At 49.9% G+C, this 19060-nt stretch carries 14 protein-coding genes and 5 tRNA genes; all 19 read left to right on the forward strand.

What is annotated here, in order from left to right; all coding sequences use genetic code 11:
* Nucleotides 1-27 precede the first annotated feature (27 nt).
* The 19 genes from ACJ67_RS02505 (at nt 28) to tuf (ACJ67_RS02595) (ending at nt 19053) form a co-directional block, all read left to right on the forward strand.
* On the forward strand, nt 28-441 hold the full coding sequence (locus ACJ67_RS02505; protein WP_049637756.1) for a ClpXP protease specificity-enhancing factor: 414 nt from the start codon (nt 28-30) through the stop codon (nt 439-441).
* A 139-nt stretch (nt 442-580) separates the two neighbouring features.
* Nucleotides 581-656 (forward strand) — tRNA-Thr (locus ACJ67_RS02510).
* Between the two features lie 62 nt (nt 657-718).
* Nucleotides 719-803 (forward strand) — tRNA-Tyr (locus ACJ67_RS02515).
* Nucleotides 804-872: 69 nt separating this feature from the next.
* A tRNA-Gly gene (locus ACJ67_RS02520) sits at nt 873-948 on the forward strand.
* A gap of 20 nt (nt 949-968) precedes the next feature.
* Nucleotides 969-1043, forward strand: a tRNA-Thr gene (locus tag ACJ67_RS02525).
* 124 nt (nt 1044-1167) lie between these two features.
* Complete coding sequence (gene tuf, locus ACJ67_RS02530) at nt 1168-2358, forward strand: elongation factor Tu (RefSeq protein ID WP_026295380.1); 1191 nt, start codon at nt 1168-1170, stop codon at nt 2356-2358.
* Nucleotides 2359-2416: 58 nt separating this feature from the next.
* Nucleotides 2417-2492 (forward strand) — tRNA-Trp (locus ACJ67_RS02535).
* A 43-nt stretch (nt 2493-2535) separates the two neighbouring features.
* Nucleotides 2536-2883, forward strand: a complete 348-nt coding sequence (gene secE / locus ACJ67_RS02540; protein WP_018987684.1) for a preprotein translocase subunit SecE — start codon at nt 2536-2538, stop codon at nt 2881-2883.
* Nucleotides 2883-3419: a transcription termination/antitermination protein NusG gene (gene nusG, locus ACJ67_RS02545; protein ID WP_018987685.1), complete on the forward strand. Its 537-nt coding sequence runs from the start codon at nt 2883-2885 to the stop codon at nt 3417-3419. Before secE ends, nusG begins: the two co-directional genes overlap by 1 nt.
* Nucleotides 3420-3508: 89 nt before the next feature.
* Nucleotides 3509-3940: a 50S ribosomal protein L11 gene (gene rplK, locus ACJ67_RS02550; protein WP_018987686.1), complete on the forward strand. Its 432-nt coding sequence runs from the start codon at nt 3509-3511 to the stop codon at nt 3938-3940.
* A 1-nt stretch (nt 3941) separates the two neighbouring features.
* Nucleotides 3942-4628 (forward strand): 50S ribosomal protein L1, encoded by a 687-nt coding sequence (gene rplA, locus ACJ67_RS02555; RefSeq protein ID WP_049637757.1) that lies wholly within the window; start codon nt 3942-3944, stop codon nt 4626-4628.
* Between the two features lie 275 nt (nt 4629-4903).
* Nucleotides 4904-5401, forward strand: coding sequence for a 50S ribosomal protein L10 (gene rplJ, locus ACJ67_RS02560; RefSeq protein ID WP_049637758.1), 498 nt, complete (start codon nt 4904-4906; stop codon nt 5399-5401).
* A gap of 33 nt (nt 5402-5434) precedes the next feature.
* Nucleotides 5435-5815, forward strand: coding sequence for a 50S ribosomal protein L7/L12 (rplL, locus tag ACJ67_RS02565; protein ID WP_049637759.1), 381 nt, complete (start codon nt 5435-5437; stop codon nt 5813-5815).
* Between the two features lie 243 nt (nt 5816-6058).
* Complete coding sequence (rpoB, locus tag ACJ67_RS02570) at nt 6059-10231, forward strand: DNA-directed RNA polymerase subunit beta (protein ID WP_049637760.1); 4173 nt, start codon at nt 6059-6061, stop codon at nt 10229-10231.
* 23 nt (nt 10232-10254) lie between these two features.
* Nucleotides 10255-14514 carry a DNA-directed RNA polymerase subunit beta' gene (gene rpoC, locus ACJ67_RS02575; RefSeq protein ID WP_049637761.1) on the forward strand — a complete coding sequence of 1420 codons (4260 nt, stop codon included), beginning with the start codon at nt 10255-10257 and terminating at the stop codon, nt 14512-14514.
* 207 nt (nt 14515-14721) lie between these two features.
* Nucleotides 14722-15105: a 30S ribosomal protein S12 gene (rpsL, locus tag ACJ67_RS02580; RefSeq protein ID WP_018987692.1), complete on the forward strand. Its 384-nt coding sequence runs from the start codon at nt 14722-14724 to the stop codon at nt 15103-15105.
* A 100-nt stretch (nt 15106-15205) separates the two neighbouring features.
* Nucleotides 15206-15676 carry a 30S ribosomal protein S7 gene (gene rpsG, locus ACJ67_RS02585; protein WP_018987693.1) on the forward strand — a complete coding sequence of 157 codons (471 nt, stop codon included), beginning with the start codon at nt 15206-15208 and terminating at the stop codon, nt 15674-15676.
* Nucleotides 15677-15731: 55 nt separating this feature from the next.
* Nucleotides 15732-17825, forward strand: coding sequence for an elongation factor G (gene fusA, locus ACJ67_RS02590; RefSeq protein ID WP_049637762.1), 2094 nt, complete (start codon nt 15732-15734; stop codon nt 17823-17825).
* 37 nt (nt 17826-17862) lie between these two features.
* On the forward strand, nt 17863-19053 hold the full coding sequence (tuf, locus tag ACJ67_RS02595) for an elongation factor Tu (protein WP_026295380.1): 1191 nt from the start codon (nt 17863-17865) through the stop codon (nt 19051-19053).
* Nucleotides 19054-19060: the final 7 nt, after the last annotated feature.

A 19060-nucleotide genomic window follows, 5' to 3' on the forward strand; every position in this document is an offset into this window, starting at 1 on the left:
TCGCGCTGTTTTTTTAAGGACATGTCCATGAGTTCATTGATTCCAACCACTGCTTACCTGATACGCGCCATTCATGAGTGGTGTATCGATAATGGATTAACCCCGCATTTGCTGGTCAAGGTCGATGCACATACGCGTGTCCCCATGGCTTATGTCAAGAATGGTGAAATTGTGCTCAACGTCAATTACACCGCGGTGAAAGACTTGCATATCGATAACGATGCAGTCGTATTTTCTGCACGCTTCAATGGGGTGGCACAGCATATTTATGTGCCCATCCATCGTATAGGCGGTGTTTTTGCCAGGGAGAATGGTCAGGGCATGTTCTTTGAGGTGGCCGATGGACAAGCGCCAGAACCTAATGATCGCGATGTTGTGCCGACAATTGAAACCCCAGAGCCGCCGCCTGCTAAAAAGTCGCACCTTAAAGTAGTGAAATAGGTGTGTGTTGTAAGAATGTCCTGCTGATGGTATGGCGGAGCGTCAAATTGGACAATATTTTCAACAAAAAAATAAAAAAATTCTTAAAAGCACTGGATCACTTCCCGAAAAAAGTGATATAGTTGCGCCTTCCTGAAATGCCGGGTTAGCTCAGTTGGTAGAGCAGCGCACTTGTAATGCGAAGGTCATCAGTTCGATTCCGATACCCGGCACCAAAATAATGCATGTTGACATTGACGTCGGCAGTATTAACCGCGATAATCGCGGTCGATTTTTTGGAGGGGTGGCCGAGTGGTTAAAGGCGACGGACTGTAAATCCGTTCTCTCTGAGTACGCTGGTTCGAATCCAGCCCCCTCCACCAAAAATGATTGCCTGTAGGTGTTGCTGTAAAGCGGGTCGGTGAGAACCTTCCTTGGGTGTTCTGCATAGTGCGGGTGTAGCTCAGTTGGTAGAGCACTTGCCTTCCAAGCAAGATGTCGCGAGTTCGAACCTCGTCGCCCGCTCCAACAATAACAAAAGGCATAACGCCCATGTGGCTCAGTGGTAGAGCACTCCCTTGGTAAGGGAGAGGTCGCGGGTCCGATTCCCGCCATGGGCACCAGATTCGCTCTATAAGCATATGGGGCTTGGTAAGTAGTCGCGTGCAAGGGTGCTGTCATCCGCGTCGCATAATTTGTGAAAACAATATTATTGGCTTTATTTAGTACTAATAAAGGAAAAACATCATGGCAAAAGGCAAATTTGAACGTACCAAGCCACACGTGAACGTTGGTACGATTGGTCACGTTGACCACGGTAAGACAACATTGACAGCGGCGATTACAACCGTGTTGACAAAGAAATTTGGCGGCGAAGCAAAAGCTTACGACCAAATTGACGCGGCACCAGAAGAAAAAGCTCGTGGTATTACCATTAATACAGCCCACGTTGAGTACGAGACTGCTACTCGTCACTACGCACACGTTGACTGCCCAGGCCACGCTGACTATGTTAAAAACATGATTACCGGTGCTGCCCAGATGGACGGCGCGATCCTGGTATGTTCAGCTGCTGACGGCCCTATGCCACAAACACGTGAGCACATCCTGTTGGCCCGCCAAGTTGGCGTACCATACATCGTTGTGTTCCTGAACAAAGCGGACATGGTTGATGACGCTGAGTTGTTGGAGTTGGTTGAGATGGAAGTGCGTGACTTGCTGAGCAAGTACGACTTCCCAGGTGACGACACCCCAATCATCAAAGGTTCTGCTAAATTGGCCCTGGAAGGTGACCAGTCAGAAATCGGCGAGCCAGCGATCTTCGCATTGGCTGATGCATTGGATAGCTACATCCCAACGCCAGAGCGTGCCATCGACGGTACCTTCCTGATGCCAGTAGAAGATGTATTCTCTATCTCTGGTCGTGGTACTGTTGTTACAGGCCGTGTTGAGCGTGGTATCGTTAAAGTCGGCGACGAAATCGAAATCGTTGGTCTGAAACCAACCTTGAAAACCACCTGTACTGGTGTTGAAATGTTCCGTAAACTGCTGGACCAAGGTCAAGCAGGTGACAACGTAGGCGTACTGTTGCGTGGTACTAAGCGTGAAGAAGTTGAGCGTGGTCAAGTGTTGGCTAAATCTGGTTCTATCAAACCACACACCAAGTTCACAGCTGAGATCTACGTGTTGGGTAAAGATGAAGGTGGTCGTCATACGCCATTCTTCAACGGCTACCGTCCACAGTTCTACTTCCGTACCACTGACGTGACTGGTGCAGTTGAGTTGCCAGCAGGTACCGAGATGGTGATGCCAGGTGATAACGTATCTATCACAGTAACTTTGATCGCGCCTATCGCGATGGAAGATGGTCTGCGTTTCGCGATTCGTGAAGGTGGTCGTACCGTTGGTGCTGGCGTTGTTGCCAAAATCATCGAGTAATTGTTGATGTAAATGAAAGCTGCGCTACAACCCGTGCAGCTTTCACTTTAAAGAGTACAGGCCAATAGCTCAATTGGTAGAGTATCGGTCTCCAAAACCGAGGGTTGGGGGTTCGAGACCCTCTTGGCCTGCCAAACACCCAGAATGGTCTGTGGTGTAAATCATAAAGTTAAGTATATGATCGATAAAATCAAACTGGCTTTATCCCTGTTGTTACTAGCTTTAGGGATCGCCGGTTTTTATCTTTTTGAAGATAAAGCAATGGTTGTCAGGATACTTGCCGTATTGGCAGGTATTGTCGCGTCTGTTGCAGTCGCGTGGACTGCGCCGCAAGGTAAGCAGGCGCTGGTTTTCTTTAATGAGTCTGTTGCTGAAGCCAAGCGTGTAGTATGGCCTACGCGTCAGGAAACCATGCAAACGACACTGGCTGTTGTCGTGCTGGTCGTGATCATGGCTGCTTTTTTGGCGTTGGTGGACATCAGTTTTGCCTACATGGTGCAATGGATTATGGGTAGAGGTGCTTAATGGCTATGCGTTGGTATGCAGTTCAGGCCTTCTCCGGCATGGAGAAATCCGTCAAGGCCGGTTTGGAGGAGCGCGTCGCAAGATCGAATATCCCAGATCAGTTCGGTGACATTCTGGTGCCGGTAGAAGAGGTGATTGAGTTGAAAAATGGTCAGAAGACCATTTCTGAGCGTCGCTTGTATCCAGGTTATGTCTTGGTGCAAATGGAAATGACTGACGAAAGCTGGCACTTGGTAAGAAGTACACCCCGTGTCACTTCATTTATCGGTGGGACAGCACAGCGTCCGACTCCGATCAAGGATAAAGAAGTGGAGATCATTCTGCGTCGTATGGATGACAGCAAGTCTAATCCAACGCAGAAAATGACCTTTGAAAAAGGTGAGAGCGTACGTGTGGTTGACGGCCCATTCAAAGACTTCTCTGGCAGTGTCGAAGAAGTGAATTACGATAAAAACAAACTGCGTGTTTCCGTGGTCATTTTTGGCCGGGCAACACCGGTGGAACTGGATTTTGCGCAGGTAGAAAAAGAAGTCTAGTTGCGCACTGGTCGGCTGCTTTTACTGGCAGTCGATATTTTTAACGGGGAGCCTGTTAAAGGCGCTATTACCCATTTTAGGAGTCAAATATGGCAAAGAAAGTCATTGGCTACATCAAGCTGCAGATCCCTGCAGGTAAAGCCAACCCAAGCCCACCAGTTGGTCCAGCACTCGGTCAGCGTGGTCTGAATATCATGGAATTCTGTAAAGCGTTTAACGCGGCAACACAAGGCGTTGAACCAGGTCTGCCTATCCCAGTGGTGATCACTGCGTTTGCAGACAAGAGCTTCACTTTCGTGATGAAAACCCCACCAGCAACCGTGCTGATCAAAAAAGCGGCCAAGCTGGAAAAAGGTTCTGCACGTCCACATACAGACAAGGTTGGCAAGATTACTCGTGCGCAAGCTGAAGAAATTGCTAAAACAAAACAGCCTGACCTGACGGCTGCTGACCTGGATGCCGCTGTACGCACCATTGCTGGTAGCGCACGCAGCATGGGTATCGAAGTGGAGGGTGTATAACATGGCGAAAAGAATTGATACGTTGCGCGCGAAAATCGATCGCAACAAGCTGTACCCGGTGGTTGACGCACTGAATCTTGTGAAAGAAGGCGCGACTGCCAAATTTAACGAGTCAGTAGATGCAGTGATTAACCTGGGTATCGATCCACGTAAATCTGACCAGCTCGTTCGCGGTGCTATCGTATTGCCTAACGGTACTGGTAAATCCGTACGCGTAGCCGTATTTGCACAAGGTGCGCAAGCTGAAGCGGCTAAAGCAGCTGGCGCTGACATCGTTGGTTTTGAAGACCTGGCTGAGCAAGTGAAAGGCGGTATGCTGGACTTCGACGTGGCGATCGCGACACCGGATGCAATGCGGATCGTGGGTGCTCTGGGTCAAGTGTTGGGTCCACGTGGTTTGATGCCAAACCCAAAAGTGGGTACCGTGACACCAGACGCAGCCACTGCGGTAAAAAATGCTAAAGCCGGTCAAGTACAATACCGTACTGACAAAGGTGGTATCGTACACTGCACGATTGGTCGTGCTTCATTCACTGTTGAGCAATTGCAAGGCAACCTGTCTGCATTGATCGAAGCTTTGAACAAAGCCAAACCAGCGAGCTCAAAAGGTGTATACCTGAAGAAATTGTCCGTCTCCAGCACCATGGGTCCTGGTGTACGTGTCGACCAAGCTTCAGTAGCAGCTTAAGCATTGAATCAAGTCCCGGTCCATTGCTGGATCGGGCAAGTACTTTGGGCTTGAGTGTTTATGCAATTTTGTAAGCACTCAAGAGCATCAAAGACCGTTGGTGGTTAACTTAATTGAGAATTGAATGCAGATGGGTGAGTGATCCTCTGTTTGCAGCAGTTTGAAACCAACGCAGATGGCGATCCCCAACACAGGATATATCCATGCCCTGCACAAGGACGCCGTGAGTGGCCCGGGATTTTTCTGGGCTTTCATTAACGGAAGGAGAACAGACCTTGAGTCTTAATCTTACAGAGAAAAAAGAAGTCGTTGCCGAGGTGGCTGCTCAAGTAGCTAACGCACAAGCAATCGTACTTGCAGAGTATCGTGGTATTGGCGTAGCCAATATGACGAAACTGCGTGCTGATGCACGTAATGCAGGTGTGTATCTGCGTGTGTTGAAAAACACCCTGGTTCGTCGTGCAGTAGAAGGTACGCCTTTTGCAGCATTGGCTGACGACATGGTTGGGCCACTGGTATACGGTATTTCTGCCGATCCAGTAGCAGCTGCCAAAGTATTGAATAATTTCGCCAAAGAAAACGAATTGTTCGTACTGAAAGCGGGTGCAATGCCTAATGAGCGTCTTGATGTTGCTGGCGTACAAGCGTTGGCATCTACATTGAGCCGTGATGAGTTGCTGTCCAAACTGGCTGGCATGCTCAACGAAATCCCAACCAAGTTTGCTCGTGCCGTTGCAGCAGTACGCGACGAAAAAGAAAAGCAAGCGGCTTAATTTTTAATCAAAATATTTTAGGAAATTTATATCATGGCAATTTCTAATGCTGACATCTTAGATGCAATCGGTGGCATGACCGTATTGGAACTGACTGCATTCATCAAAGAAATCGAAGAGAAGTTTGGTGTTTCTGCTGCTGCGGTTGCAGTTGCTGCTGGCGGCGCTGCTGCGGGCGGTGCTGCTCCAGCTGCTGCTGAGCAAACTGAGTTCAACGTGATCTTGAACGGCGCTGGCGACAACAAAGTTAGCGTGATTAAAGCAGTTCGTGAACTGACTGGCCTGGGCTTGAAAGAAGCTAAAGACCTGGTTGACGGTGCACCAAAAGCAGTTAAAGAAGGCGTAAGCAAGGCTGACGCTGAAGCAGCTGTGAAGAAATTGATCGAAGCGGGCGCAACTGCTGAGATGAAATAATTCACAATTGTGAATCTGGCTGGGCTGACGGGAGACCGTCGGCCTTCGCCATTTCTAGCGATACAGATTGTGAGTAGACAATTATTGCTAGCGTAGGTGTTGTAAAAGGTGTGTTGTGGCCGCATATAGTTAGACCAGTTGGCTAATTAAGTGGCTGTTTTTAAATGCGAAGTTAGATGTCAAAACATTGCAGTGGATGAAAAGTGTTTTGTCTTCTACCCTCAAAAAATTTCAGGAGACGCTATGAGCTATTCCTTTACCGAAAAGAAACGCATCCGCAAAAGCTTTGCCAAGCGTGACAGCGTTCAAGAGGTGCCTTACCTGCTGGCCATGCAGTTGGAATCCTACAAATCATTCCTGCAGGAAAATGTTCCAGTTGATCAGCGTAAAAATGAAGGTCTGGAATCTACTTTCCGTTCCATTTTCCCGATTGTCAGCCATTCCGAGAATGCACGTCTGGATTATGTGAGCTACCAATTAGGCGCAGAGCCGTTTGACGTCAAAGAATGTCAGCAACGCGGCCTGACTTACGCCGTACCATTGCGCGTCAAAGTACGTTTGACCATCATGGACCGTGAGGCGTCCAAACCAACCGTTAAAGAAGTGAAAGAGCAAGAAGTGTACATGGGTGAATTGCCACTCATGACCGAGAACGGGTCTTTCATCATCAACGGTACCGAGCGAGTGATTGTCTCCCAGTTGCACCGCAGCCCGGGCGTATTCTTTGAGCATGATCGCGGTAAAACCCATAGCTCCGGTAAATTGCTGTTCTCCGCACGCATCATTCCTTACCGTGGTTCGTGGTTGGACTTTGAGTTTGACCCGAAAGATTACCTGTACTTCCGTGTAGACCGTCGCCGCAAAATGCCAGTGACCATCTTGCTGAAGGCATTGGGCTATACACCAGAACAAATCCTGGAAACATTCCACGACACCGACACTTTCCACATTGGCCCTAAAGGCGTGGAATTTGAGTTGGTGGCTGACCGCTTGCGTGGCGAAGTGGCCAAATTTGATATTACTGACAAAGACGGTAACGTTCTGGTTGCCAAAGACAAGCGTATTACTGTCAAACATATTCGTGATATCGAAAAAGCGGGCGTGAAAACCATGTCCGTGCCGACCGATTTCATGATGGGTCGCGCCATTGCCAAAAATATTATTGACACAGAAACCGGTGAGTTGATTGCCAATGCTAATGATGAATTAACACCATCATTGCTGGAAAAACTGGTCGCGTCCAAGATCAATCAAATCGACACCATTTACACCAATGATCTGGATCACGGTAACTTCATTTCGCAAACGCTGCGTAGTGATGAAATTCCTGACCAGTACAGTGCGCGTGTGGCGATTTACCGCATGATGCGCCCAGGCGAACCACCCACCGAAGAAGCGGTTGAGGCGTTGTTTAAAGGCTTGTTCTTCACAGAAGACCGTTACGATTTGTCTGTGGTCGGCCGTATGAAGTTCAACCGTCGCGCTTACCCAAGCAAACTGGAAGAGCGCACTGCAACCTGGATGCGCCGTTTCTATGAAAAGGTCGGCCCACAAGGCGACACGGGCAGCAATGTACTGTCTAACGAAGATATCCTGGCCGTGATTGGCGTGTTGATCGAGTTGCGCAATGGCCGTGGCGAGATCGATGACATTGATCACTTGGGTAACCGCCGTATCCGTTCCGTGGGTGAATTGGCTGAAAACCAGTTCCGTGCCGGATTGGTGCGTGTTGAGCGTGCAGTGAAAGAACGTCTGTCTCAAGCTGAGTCAGAAAACCTGATGCCGCATGACTTAATTAATGCCAAACCAGTATCGAGCGCGATCCGTGAATTCTTCGGTTCCAGCCAGTTGTCACAGTTTATGGACCAGACCAACCCATTGTCCGAGATTACGCACAAACGCCGTATCTCAGCCCTGGGCCCAGGCGGCTTGACCCGTGAGCGTGCCGGTTTTGAAGTGCGTGACGTACATACGACCCACTATGGCCGTGTATGTCCAATCGAAACGCCAGAAGGTCCAAACATTGGTTTGATCAACTCACTGGCGCTTTATGCCCGTACTAACGAATACGGTTTCCTGGAAACCCCCTATCGTTTGGTTGAAGATAACAAGGTGTCAGGCAAGATTGATTACTTGTCGGCGATTGAAGAGAGCCAGTATGTAATCGCCCAGGCGAACACCGAAGTGGCTAAAGACGGCGGCTTCAAGGAAGACCTGATTTCTGCGCGTTTCCACAATGAATTCACCATGACACAACCTGAGCGCGTGCAGTATATGGACGTGGCGCCGGGCCAGATCGTGTCTGTAGCGGCTTCATTGATTCCGTTCCTGGAACACGATGACGCGAACCGTGCCTTGATGGGCGCCAACATGCAACGTCAAGCGGTGCCATGTCTGCGTGCTGAAAAAGCCGTGGTCGGTACTGGTATTGAGCGTACCGTGGCGGTTGACTCTGGTACTGTCGTAACAGCACGCCGTGGCGGTGTCGTGGATTACGTCGACTCTGGTCGTATTGTGATCCGTGTACACGATGCTGAAGCGCAAGCGGGCGAAGTGGGTGTGGATATCTACAACCTGACCAAGTACACACGTTCTAACCAGAACACCAACATCAATCAGCGTCCGCTGGTCAAAGTAGGCGATATCATTGCCCGCGGTGACGTGGTAGCAGATGGTGCGTCTACCGATATGGGCGAATTGGCCCTCGGCCAGAACATGCTGGTAGGCTTTATGCCGTGGAACGGTTACAACTACGAAGACTCGATCCTAATCTCCGAGCGCGTCGTGGCGGATGACCGTTACACGTCTATCCACATTGAAGAACTGTCAGTGGTGGCACGTGATACCAAGCTGGGACCTGAGGAGATTACCCGTGATATTTCAAACCTGTCCGAGCGCATGCTGGGCCGTTTGGATGACTCAGGTATTATCTACATTGGTGCTGAAGTCGAAGCCGGTGACGTATTGGTGGGTAAGGTGACGCCAAAAGGTGAAACCACTTTAACGCCAGAAGAAAAATTGCTACGTGCAATTTTTGGTGAAAAAGCGTCTGACGTAAAAGACACCTCACTGCGCGTACCTTCTGGCATGACCGGTACTGTCATCGACGTGCAAGTCTTCACGCGTGAAGGCATAGACCGCGATGCACGTGCGCAGCAGATTATTGATGACCAGTTGTCTCACTATAAGAAAGATCTGGGCGACCAGATGCGTATTGTGGAAGACGATACCTTTGGCCGTATCAGCCGCCTGCTGGTGGGTAAAGCCGCCACCGGTGGTCCTAACAAACTGAAAAAAGGCGATACGCTGACCCAGGAATACTTGGAAAGCGTCGGTCGTTATGACTGGTTTGATATCCGTCTGAGCGATGAAGAAGCTGCGCGTCAACTGGAGCAGTTGAAAGACAGCTTGAGTCAGGCGCGCGTTGAATTCGACAACAAGTTCGAAGAGAAAAAGCGTAAACTGACTCAAGGTGACGAATTGCCACCTGGCGTGCAGAAAATGGTTAAGGTTTACCTGGCAGTGAAGCGTCGTATCCAGCCTGGTGACAAAATGGCGGGTCGTCACGGTAACAAGGGTGTGATCTCCAAGATTTGTCCAGTGGAAGACATGCCCCACATGGCAGACGGTACCCCATTGGACATCGTGTTGAACCCGTTGGGTGTGCCTTCACGTATGAACATTGGCCAGATTCTGGAAACCCATTTGGGCTGGGCTGCTAAAGGTCTGGGTAAACGCTTGGGCGACATGTTGCAGGCTGAAACCAAAGTGGCAGAAATTCGTGCGTTCCTGGACAAGATCTACAACAGCAGCACCGGCAAGAAAGAAGATATTGATGGCCTGACTGACGCTGAAGTGATTGATTTAGCGACTAACCTGAAACACGGTGTGCCGTTCGCGACACCAGTGTTTGACGGTGCTGCCGAGTCTGACATTCGTGCAATGCTGGATCTGGCTTTCCCGGATGATGACGAGCACACCAAGAAATTGCAGTTCCATGCAGGTAAAACACAGGTCAAACTGTTTGACGGCCGTACCGGTGATGCCTTCGAGCGTCCAGTGACTGTCGGTTACATGCATGTATTGAAACTGCACCACTTGGTTGATGACAAGATGCACGCACGTTCTACTGGTCCTTACAGCCTGGTGACACAGCAGCCGTTGGGTGGTAAAGCCCAGTTCGGTGGTCAGCGCTTCGGTGAGATGGAAGTGTGGGCACTGGAAGCGTATGGCGCGTCATACACCTTGCAAGAGATGTTGACCGTGAAATCAGATGACGTGAATGGCCGTACCAAAGTGTACGAAAACATCGTCAAAGGTGAGCACAAAATTGATGCGGGTATGCCTGAATCATTCAACGTGTTAGTGAAAGAAATCCGTTCACTGGCCATTGATATTGATTTGGACCGTAACTAAGCCCTGCCATTAGGAGAGTCTCTATGAAAGCGTTATTAGATTTATTTAAACAGGTTACGCAAGAAGAAGAGTTCGACGCGATCAAGATCGCGCTGGCTTCACCTGAAAAAATCCGTTCATGGTCCTATGGCGAAGTGAAAAAGCCAGAAACCATCAACTACCGTACCTTCAAACCAGAGCGGGATGGTTTGTTCTGCTCCAAGATCTTTGGCCCGATCAAAGATTACGAGTGCTTGTGCGGTAAATACAAGCGTTTGAAGCACCGCGGTGTGATTTGTGAGAAGTGTGGCGTTGAAGTCACCTTGAGTAAAGTGCGTCGTGAGCGTATGGGCCACATTGAGCTGGCCTCACCAGTGGCGCACATCTGGTTCCTGAAATCCTTGCCTAGCCGCTTGGGTATGGTGCTGGATATTGCCCTTCGTGACATTGAGCGTGTGTTGTACTTTGAGGCATTCATCGTGATTGATCCAGGCATGACGCCGCTGACCCGTGGTCAGTTGCTGACTGAAGATGACTACCTGGCCAAGGTTGAAGAATACGGTGACGAATTCAATGCCGTGATGGGTGCTGAAGCTGTGCGCGAATTGTTGCGCACCATGGACATTGAGCGCGAAATTGAAACATTGCGTAGCGAACTGTCTGCGACCAGCTCAGAAGCCAAGATCAAGAAGATCGCCAAGCGTCTGAAAGTATTGGAAGCGTTCCAGAAATCCGGCATCAAGCCTGAGTGGATGATCCTGGAAATCTTGCCAGTGTTGCCACCTGAGTTGCGTCCATTGGTTCCATTGGACGGCGGCCGTTTTGCAACGTCTGACCTGAACGACCTGTATCGCCGCGTAATCAACCGTAACAACCGTCTGAAGCGTTTGCTGGAGTTAAAAGCGCCTGAGATCATCGTCCGTAACGAAAAACGTATGCTGCAGGAAGCTGTAGATTCACTGCTGGACAACGGCCGTCGCGGTAAAGTGATGACGGGTGCTAACAAGCGTCCGCTGAAATCACTGGCTGACATGATTAAAGGTAAAGGCGGTCGTTTCCGTCAAAACCTGTTGGGTAAACGTGTGGACTACTCCGGCCGTTCCGTGATTGTGGTTGGTCCGCAATTGAAACTGCACCAGTGTGGTCTGCCTAAGAAAATGGCGCTGGAACTGTTCAAGCCTTTCATTTTCCACAAGCTGGAAGTATTAGGTTTGGCAACGACCATCAAGGCAGCGAAGAAGAAAGTGGAAGAGGAAGGACCAGAAGTCTGGGATATCCTGGAAGACGTGATCCGTGAGCATCCGGTGTTGTTGAACCGTGCGCCTACGCTGCACCGTCTGGGTATCCAGGCCTTTGAACCAGTATTGATCGAAGGTAAAGCGATCCAGTTGCACCCATTGGTGTGTTCAGCCTTTAACGCCGACTTTGACGGTGACCAGATGGCGGTTCACGTGCCATTGAGCCTGGAAGCACAGATGGAAGCCCGCACCTTGATGCTGGCATCCAACAACGTCTTGTCTCCAGCCAATGGCGAACCAATCATTGTGCCGTCACAGGATATCGTGTTGGGTCTGTACTACATGACTCGCGAGAAAGTAGCCGCGCGTGGTGAAGGCATGATCTTCAGTGATATTAAGGAAGTGCAACGTGTGTACGACCAGGGCCTGATTGATCTGCACGCTAAAGTCACTGTGCGTATCCGTGAATTCGAGCTGGATGTCGCTGGCCAGAAGATCGAGAAAATCAACCGTTACACCACCACAGTTGGTCGTGCATTGCTGTCTGAAATCTTGCCACCAGGCTTGCCATTCAGCTACATCGATAAGGCACTGAAGAAAAAAGAAATCTCACGCCTGATCAATGCCAGCTTCCGTAAAGTAGGCATCCGTGAAACCGTGATTTTTGCTGACAAACTGATGTATACCGGTTACTCCTACGCGACTAAAGCAGGTATCTCTATTAGCATCAACGATATGTTGGTGCCGCCAGAGAAAGAGCAGTTGATTGCTGCTGCTGACGCGGAAGTGAAAGAGATTGAAGATCAATACGTTTCTGGTCTGGTAACTCAGGGTGAGCGTTACAACAAGGTGGTCGACATCTGGGGTCGTGCCGGTGACAAAGTGGCAGATGCCATGATGAAACAGCTGCGCGAAGAAGATGTGAAAGACGCTGAAGGTAACGTAGTCAAGAAAGACGGTAAAGTTGTACGTCAGGAATCATTCAACGCGATTTACATGATGGCCGATTCTGGTGCGCGGGGTTCCGCAGCGCAGGTGCGTCAGCTGGCCGGTATGCGTGGTCTGATGGCGAAACCTGATGGTTCTATTATTGAAACGCCTATTAAGGCCAACTTCCGTGATGGCCTGAACGTGTTGCAGTACTTTATTTCTACCCACGGTGCGCGTAAGGGTCTGGCCGATACGGCGCTGAAAACAGCGAACTCCGGTTACCTGACACGACGTCTGGTAGACGTCACGCAAGACTTGGTTGTGACCGAGACAGATTGCGGTACGACCGAAGGTTTGGTCACCAAGGCCTTGGTAAAAGGCGGTGAAGTGGTTGAGCCATTGCATGACCGTATCCTGGGCCGTACCTCTGCGCTGGATATCCTGCATCCTGAAACTCAGGAAGTGGTGTACGAAGCCGGGACATTGCTGGGCGAAGACGAAGTTGAAAAAATCGATGCCCTGGGCATTGATGAAGTCAAAGTACGTACTGCCCTGACTTGCGATACACGTTATGGTATTTGTGCCAAGTGTTACGGTCGTGACTTAGGTCGCGGCAAGCTGATCAGCATTGGTGAATCTGTCGGTGTGATTGCTGCGCAGTCCATCGGTGAACCGGGTACACAGTTGACCATGCGTACGTTCCATATCGGTGGTGCGGTATCGCGTGCAGCGTCTGTATCACAAGTAGAAAGCAAATCCAACGGTACCGCTGGCTTTACTTCTACCATGCGTTACGTGACCAATTCACGTGGTGAGCAGATCGTCATCTCCCGTAATGGTGAGGTGGTGATTTCTGACGACAATGGCCGTGAGCGTGAGCGTCATAAAGTACCTTACGGTGCGACACTGACCATCAATGATGGTAAAACCGTCAAAGCGGGTCAGGCGCTGGCAACATGGGATCCGCATACTCGTCCGATTATTACCGAGTACGCAGGTCGCGTGAAGTTCGAGAACGTTGAAGAAGGTGTCACGGTTGCTAAACAGGTGGACGAAGTCACTGGCTTGTCCTCCCTGGTGGTGATTGATCCTAAGCAGCGTGCTGGGTCATCCAAAGGCTTGCGTCCGCAGGTGAAGTTGCTGGATGCCAATGGCGTGGAAGTGAAAATTGCAGGGACTGAAACCCCAGTCAATGTGACCTTCCAGCTGGGTTGTATCATTACCGTGAAAGATGGTCAGGAAGTGGGTGTGGGTGAAGTGCTGGCACGTATCCCGCAAGAATCTTCCAAAACCCGTGATATTACCGGGGGTCTGCCACGTGTGGCCGAGCTGTTCGAAGCGCGTTCACCAAAAGATGCCGGTATGCTGGCAGAAGTGACAGGTACTGTGTCGTTTGGTAAGGATACTAAAGGTAAGCAACGTCTGGTCATTACTGATTTAGATGGTATTACCAGCGAGTTCCTGATTGCCAAGGACAAGCACGTGACTGCGCATGACGGTCAAGTGGTCACCAAGGGCGAGACGATTGTGGACGGCCCGGCTGATCCACAAGACATCCTGCGCTTGCAAGGTCGCGAAGCATTGGCACGCTACATCATCGACGAAGTGCAAGACGTTTACCGCTTGCAGGGCGTGAAGATTAACGACAAGCACATTGAAGTGATTGTGCGCCAGATGCTGCGTCGTGTGAAAGTACAAGATGCCGGTGATACCAGTTTCATCCCTGGTGAGCAGGTAGAGCGTGCAGATCTGTTGACAGAAAATGAACGCGTAATTGCTGAAAACAAACGTCCGGCAACTTTCGAGTACGTGTTGCTGGGTATTACCAAAGCATCGCTGTCTACCGATTCGTTCATCTCTGCGGCGTCTTTCCAGGAAACCACCCGCGTGTTGACCGAAGCGGCGATTTTGGGCAAACGCGACGATCTGCGTGGCCTGAAAGAAAACGTTATTGTGGGTCGCTTGATTCCAGCCGGTACCGGCCTGGCGTATCACGAGTCCCGCAAGCGTGCAGCAATTGCTTCATTGACACCGAATGCAGCAGAACCTTCAGAAGCCGTATTGGCCGCTGAAGCGATGTTTGCACCGGAAGAAGTGGTCGAAGAAGCCGCTGCTGACGATAGCGCTGCCGAGTAATATCAGGCTTTACCGGCCGTGAGGCCGGGCAAAATAACAAGGGGTGTTGAGCATGAATAGTGCTTGACACCCCTTGACTCGTTTATTAAAATGCTGGGTTTCTCAGAATAGCCTTATTGTCTCAATAAGGTGTTATTGTTGATGTGCCGCCAAACTTGAGTCTTCCTGCTCAAATGGTGGTTTTTTAAAGGTGAAGAGGTTAAGGCAATGCCAACCATTAATCAGTTAGTACGCAAACCACGCGTTAAAGTGGTAACCAAGAGCAAGGTTCCAGCCTTGGAAGCTTGCCCGCAAAAGCGTGGCGTGTGCACCCGTGTGTATACCACCACTCCTAAAAAACCAAACTCTGCGTTGCGTAAAGTGGCGAAAGTCCGCTTGACCAACGGTTACGAAGTGATTAGCTACATCGGTGGTGAAGGCCACAACCTGCAGGAGCACTCTGTTGTGCTGTTGCGTGGCGGTCGTGTAAAAGACTTGCCAGGTGTGCGTTACCACATGGTTCGCGGTAGCTTGGATACGGCTGGTGTGAAAGACCGTAAACAGTCCCGTTCCAAATACGGTGCGAAGCGCCCTAAAGAAGCTAAAGCTTAATTTATTAAGTCTATTTGGACGCGTTGTCCATTTTTTAAGAGCGGCTGAAATGCCTTGCGAGTGTAGTTGCTAGCAAAAATTTAATTGAAAAGAGAATAGTATGCCTAGACGTAGAGAAGTCCCCAAACGTAATATCTTGCCGGATCCAAAATTTGGTAGCCAGGAAGTATCCAAATTCGTAAACGTATTGATGACAGGTGGTAAAAAATCTGTTGCTGAACGTATCGTTTACGGTGCATTTGATCAAGTAGCCAGCAAGAGTGGCAAAGATCCGCTGGAATTATTCACCACAGCGTTGAACAATCTGCGCCCTATCGTTGAAGTGAAAAGCCGTCGCGTCGGTGGTGCAAACTATCAGGTGCCTGTAGAAGTGCGTCCTAGCCGTCGTAGTGCCTTGGCAATGCGCTGGTTGCGTGATGCAGCCCGTAAGCGTGGCGAGAAGTCCATGGGCTTGCGTCTGGCGGCTGAGTTGATCGAAGCGTCTGAAGGCCGTGGCTCAGCAATGAAAAAACGTGAAGAAGTTCACCGTATGGCAGAGGCTAACAAGGCCTTCTCACACTTCCGTTTTTAATTAAACGACCTCGTTCTTTAATAATTAGTTGAATTGATAGCAAAGGTAAAGCATCGTGGCACGTAAAACCCCTATTGAACGCTACCGTAATATTGGTATTTCTGCGCACATTGACGCAGGTAAAACAACCACGACAGAACGTATTCTGTTCTACACTGGTGTGAACCATAAGATTGGTGAAGTGCACGACGGTGCAGCCACCATGGACTGGATGGAGCAAGAGCAGGAACGTGGTATTACCATTACTTCTGCAGCGACCACCTGTTTCTGGAAAGGCATGGACCTGTCTTTGCCTGAGCATCGATTCAACATTATTGATACCCCAGGGCACGTTGACTTCACGATTGAAGTTGAGCGTTCCATGCGCGTACTCGACGGCGCCTGTATGGTGTACTGTGCCGTGGGTGGTGTGCAACCACAATCTGAAACTGTATGGCGTCAAGCCAACAAATACAAAGTGCCTCGCTTGGCCTTTGTGAACAAGATGGACCGTTCCGGTGCCGACTTCTTCAAGGTTGTAGATCAGATGAAAACACGTCTGCGCGCTAGCCCAGTGCCGGTGGTGATTCCTATCGGCCGTGAAGATACCTTTACAGGTGTGGTTGACCTGATCAAGATGAAAGCCATCATCTGGGATGAAGCTTCTCAAGGCATGAAATTCACTTACGGCGATATCCCTGCTGACCTAGTTGAAACAGCGAACAAATGGCGCGAGCAGATGGTTGAATCTGCTGCTGAAGCCAGCGAAGAGCTGATGAACAAATACCTGGAAAATGGTGATCTGGAAGAAAAAGACATCAAATTAGGTTTGCGTACACGTACCATTGCTGGTGAGATCCAGCCGATGCTGTGTGGCTCTGCATTTAAGAACAAAGGTGTGCAGCGTATGCTGGATGCTGTGGTTGACTTCCTGCCATCCCCAATCGATATTCCAGATGTGACTGGTGAAGATGACGATGGTAAACCTGCCAGCCGTAAAGCCGATGACAAAGAAGGTTTCTCTGCGTTGGCGTTTAAACTGATGACAGACCCGTTTGTTGGTCAGCTGACATTTATCCGCGTCTACTCAGGTGTATTGAATAAAGGTGATACCGTTCTGAACTCTGTGAAGGGTAAGAAGGAGCGTATCGGCCGTATCGTGCAGATGCACGCCAACAACCGAGAAGAGGTTGAAGAGGTGTTGGCTGGTGACATCGCCGCTTGTATCGGTTTGAAAGAAGTGACCACTGGTGAATCCCTGTGCTCTCCTGACAAGCCTATCATCCTGGAGCGCATGGTATTCCCTGAGCCAGTGATCCACGTGGCTGTTGAGCCAAAAACCAAGAGCGACCAGGAAAAAATGGGCTTGGCATTGGGCCGTTTGGCACAAGAAGACCCTTCTTTCCGTGTACGTTCCGACGAAGAGTCTGGTCAGACCATTATTTCCGGTATGGGTGAATTGCACCTGGAAATTCTGGTTGACCGTATGAAGCGTGAGTTTAACGTTGAAGCTAACGTGGGTGCACCGCAGGTGGCTTACCGTGAAGCGATCCGTAAATCGGTTGAGGTTGAAGGTAAATTCGTTAAACAGTCTGGCGGTAAAGGTCAGTACGGTCACGTATGGCTCAAAATGGAGCCTAACGAAGCGGGTAAAGGTTACGAATTCGTTGACGCGATTAAAGGCGGTACCGTGCCACGTGAATTTATTCCTGCTGTGGATAAAGGTCTGCGTGAAACGATTCCTGCCGGTATCCTGGCTGGTTTCCCGGTGGTTGACGTGAAGGTCACGCTGTTTGATGGTTCATACCATGACGTTGACTCCAACGAAAACGCGTTCAAGATGGCAGCTTCTATCGGCTTCAAGGAAGGTATGCGTAAAGCAGACCCAGTGTTGCTGGAGCCTATGATGGCAGTTGAAGTTGAGACGCCTGAAGAGTACATGGGTGATGTGATGGGTGACTTGTCTTCCCGTCGTGGCATCATCCAGGGCATGGATGACATGCCTGGCGGTGGTAAGGCGATTAAAGCCGAAGTGCCGCTGTCAGAAATGTTTGGTTACTCCACTGTGGTTCGTTCCTTGTCACAAGGCCGCGCAACTTACAGCATGGAATTCAAGCATTACGCTGATGCTCCGAAAAACGTTGCTGATGCAATCATCAACAAAAAATAATTGATTTATTAAAGTATTGAATTAAAGGAAAACAATCATGGCAAAAGGCAAATTTGAACGTACCAAGCCACACGTGAACGTTGGTACGATTGGTCACGTTGACCACGGTAAGACAACATTGACAGCGGCGATTACAACCGTGTTGACAAAGAAATTTGGCGGCGAAGCAAAAGCTTACGACCAAATTGACGCGGCACCAGAAGAAAAAGCTCGTGGTATTACCATTAATACAGCCCACGTTGAGTACGAGACTGCTACTCGTCACTACGCACACGTTGACTGCCCAGGCCACGCTGACTATGTTAAAAACATGATTACCGGTGCTGCCCAGATGGACGGCGCGATCCTGGTATGTTCAGCTGCTGACGGCCCTATGCCACAAACACGTGAGCACATCCTGTTGGCCCGCCAAGTTGGCGTACCATACATCGTTGTGTTCCTGAACAAAGCGGACATGGTTGATGACGCTGAGTTGTTGGAGTTGGTTGAGATGGAAGTGCGTGACTTGCTGAGCAAGTACGACTTCCCAGGTGACGACACCCCAATCATCAAAGGTTCTGCTAAATTGGCCCTGGAAGGTGACCAGTCAGAAATCGGCGAGCCAGCGATCTTCGCATTGGCTGATGCATTGGATAGCTACATCCCAACGCCAGAGCGTGCCATCGACGGTACCTTCCTGATGCCAGTAGAAGATGTATTCTCTATCTCTGGTCGTGGTACTGTTGTTACAGGCCGTGTTGAGCGTGGTATCGTTAAAGTCGGCGACGAAATCGAAATCGTTGGTCTGAAACCAACCTTGAAAACCACCTGTACTGGTGTTGAAATGTTCCGTAAACTGCTGGACCAAGGTCAAGCAGGTGACAACGTAGGCGTACTGTTGCGTGGTACTAAGCGTGAAGAAGTTGAGCGTGGTCAAGTGTTGGCTAAATCTGGTTCTATCAAACCACACACCAAGTTCACAGCTGAGATCTACGTGTTGGGTAAAGATGAAGGTGGTCGTCATACGCCATTCTTCAACGGCTACCGTCCACAGTTCTACTTCCGTACCACTGACGTGACTGGTGCAGTTGAGTTGCCAGCAGGTACCGAGATGGTGATGCCAGGTGATAACGTATCTATCACAGTAACTTTGATCGCGCCTATCGCGATGGAAGATGGTCTGCGTTTCGCGATTCGTGAAGGTGGTCGTACCGTTGGTGCTGGCGTTGTTGCCAAAATCATCGAGTAATTTATTT

The organism is Methylophilus sp. TWE2 (genome assembly GCF_001183865.1).
Classification (GTDB): domain Bacteria; phylum Pseudomonadota; class Gammaproteobacteria; order Burkholderiales; family Methylophilaceae; genus Methylophilus.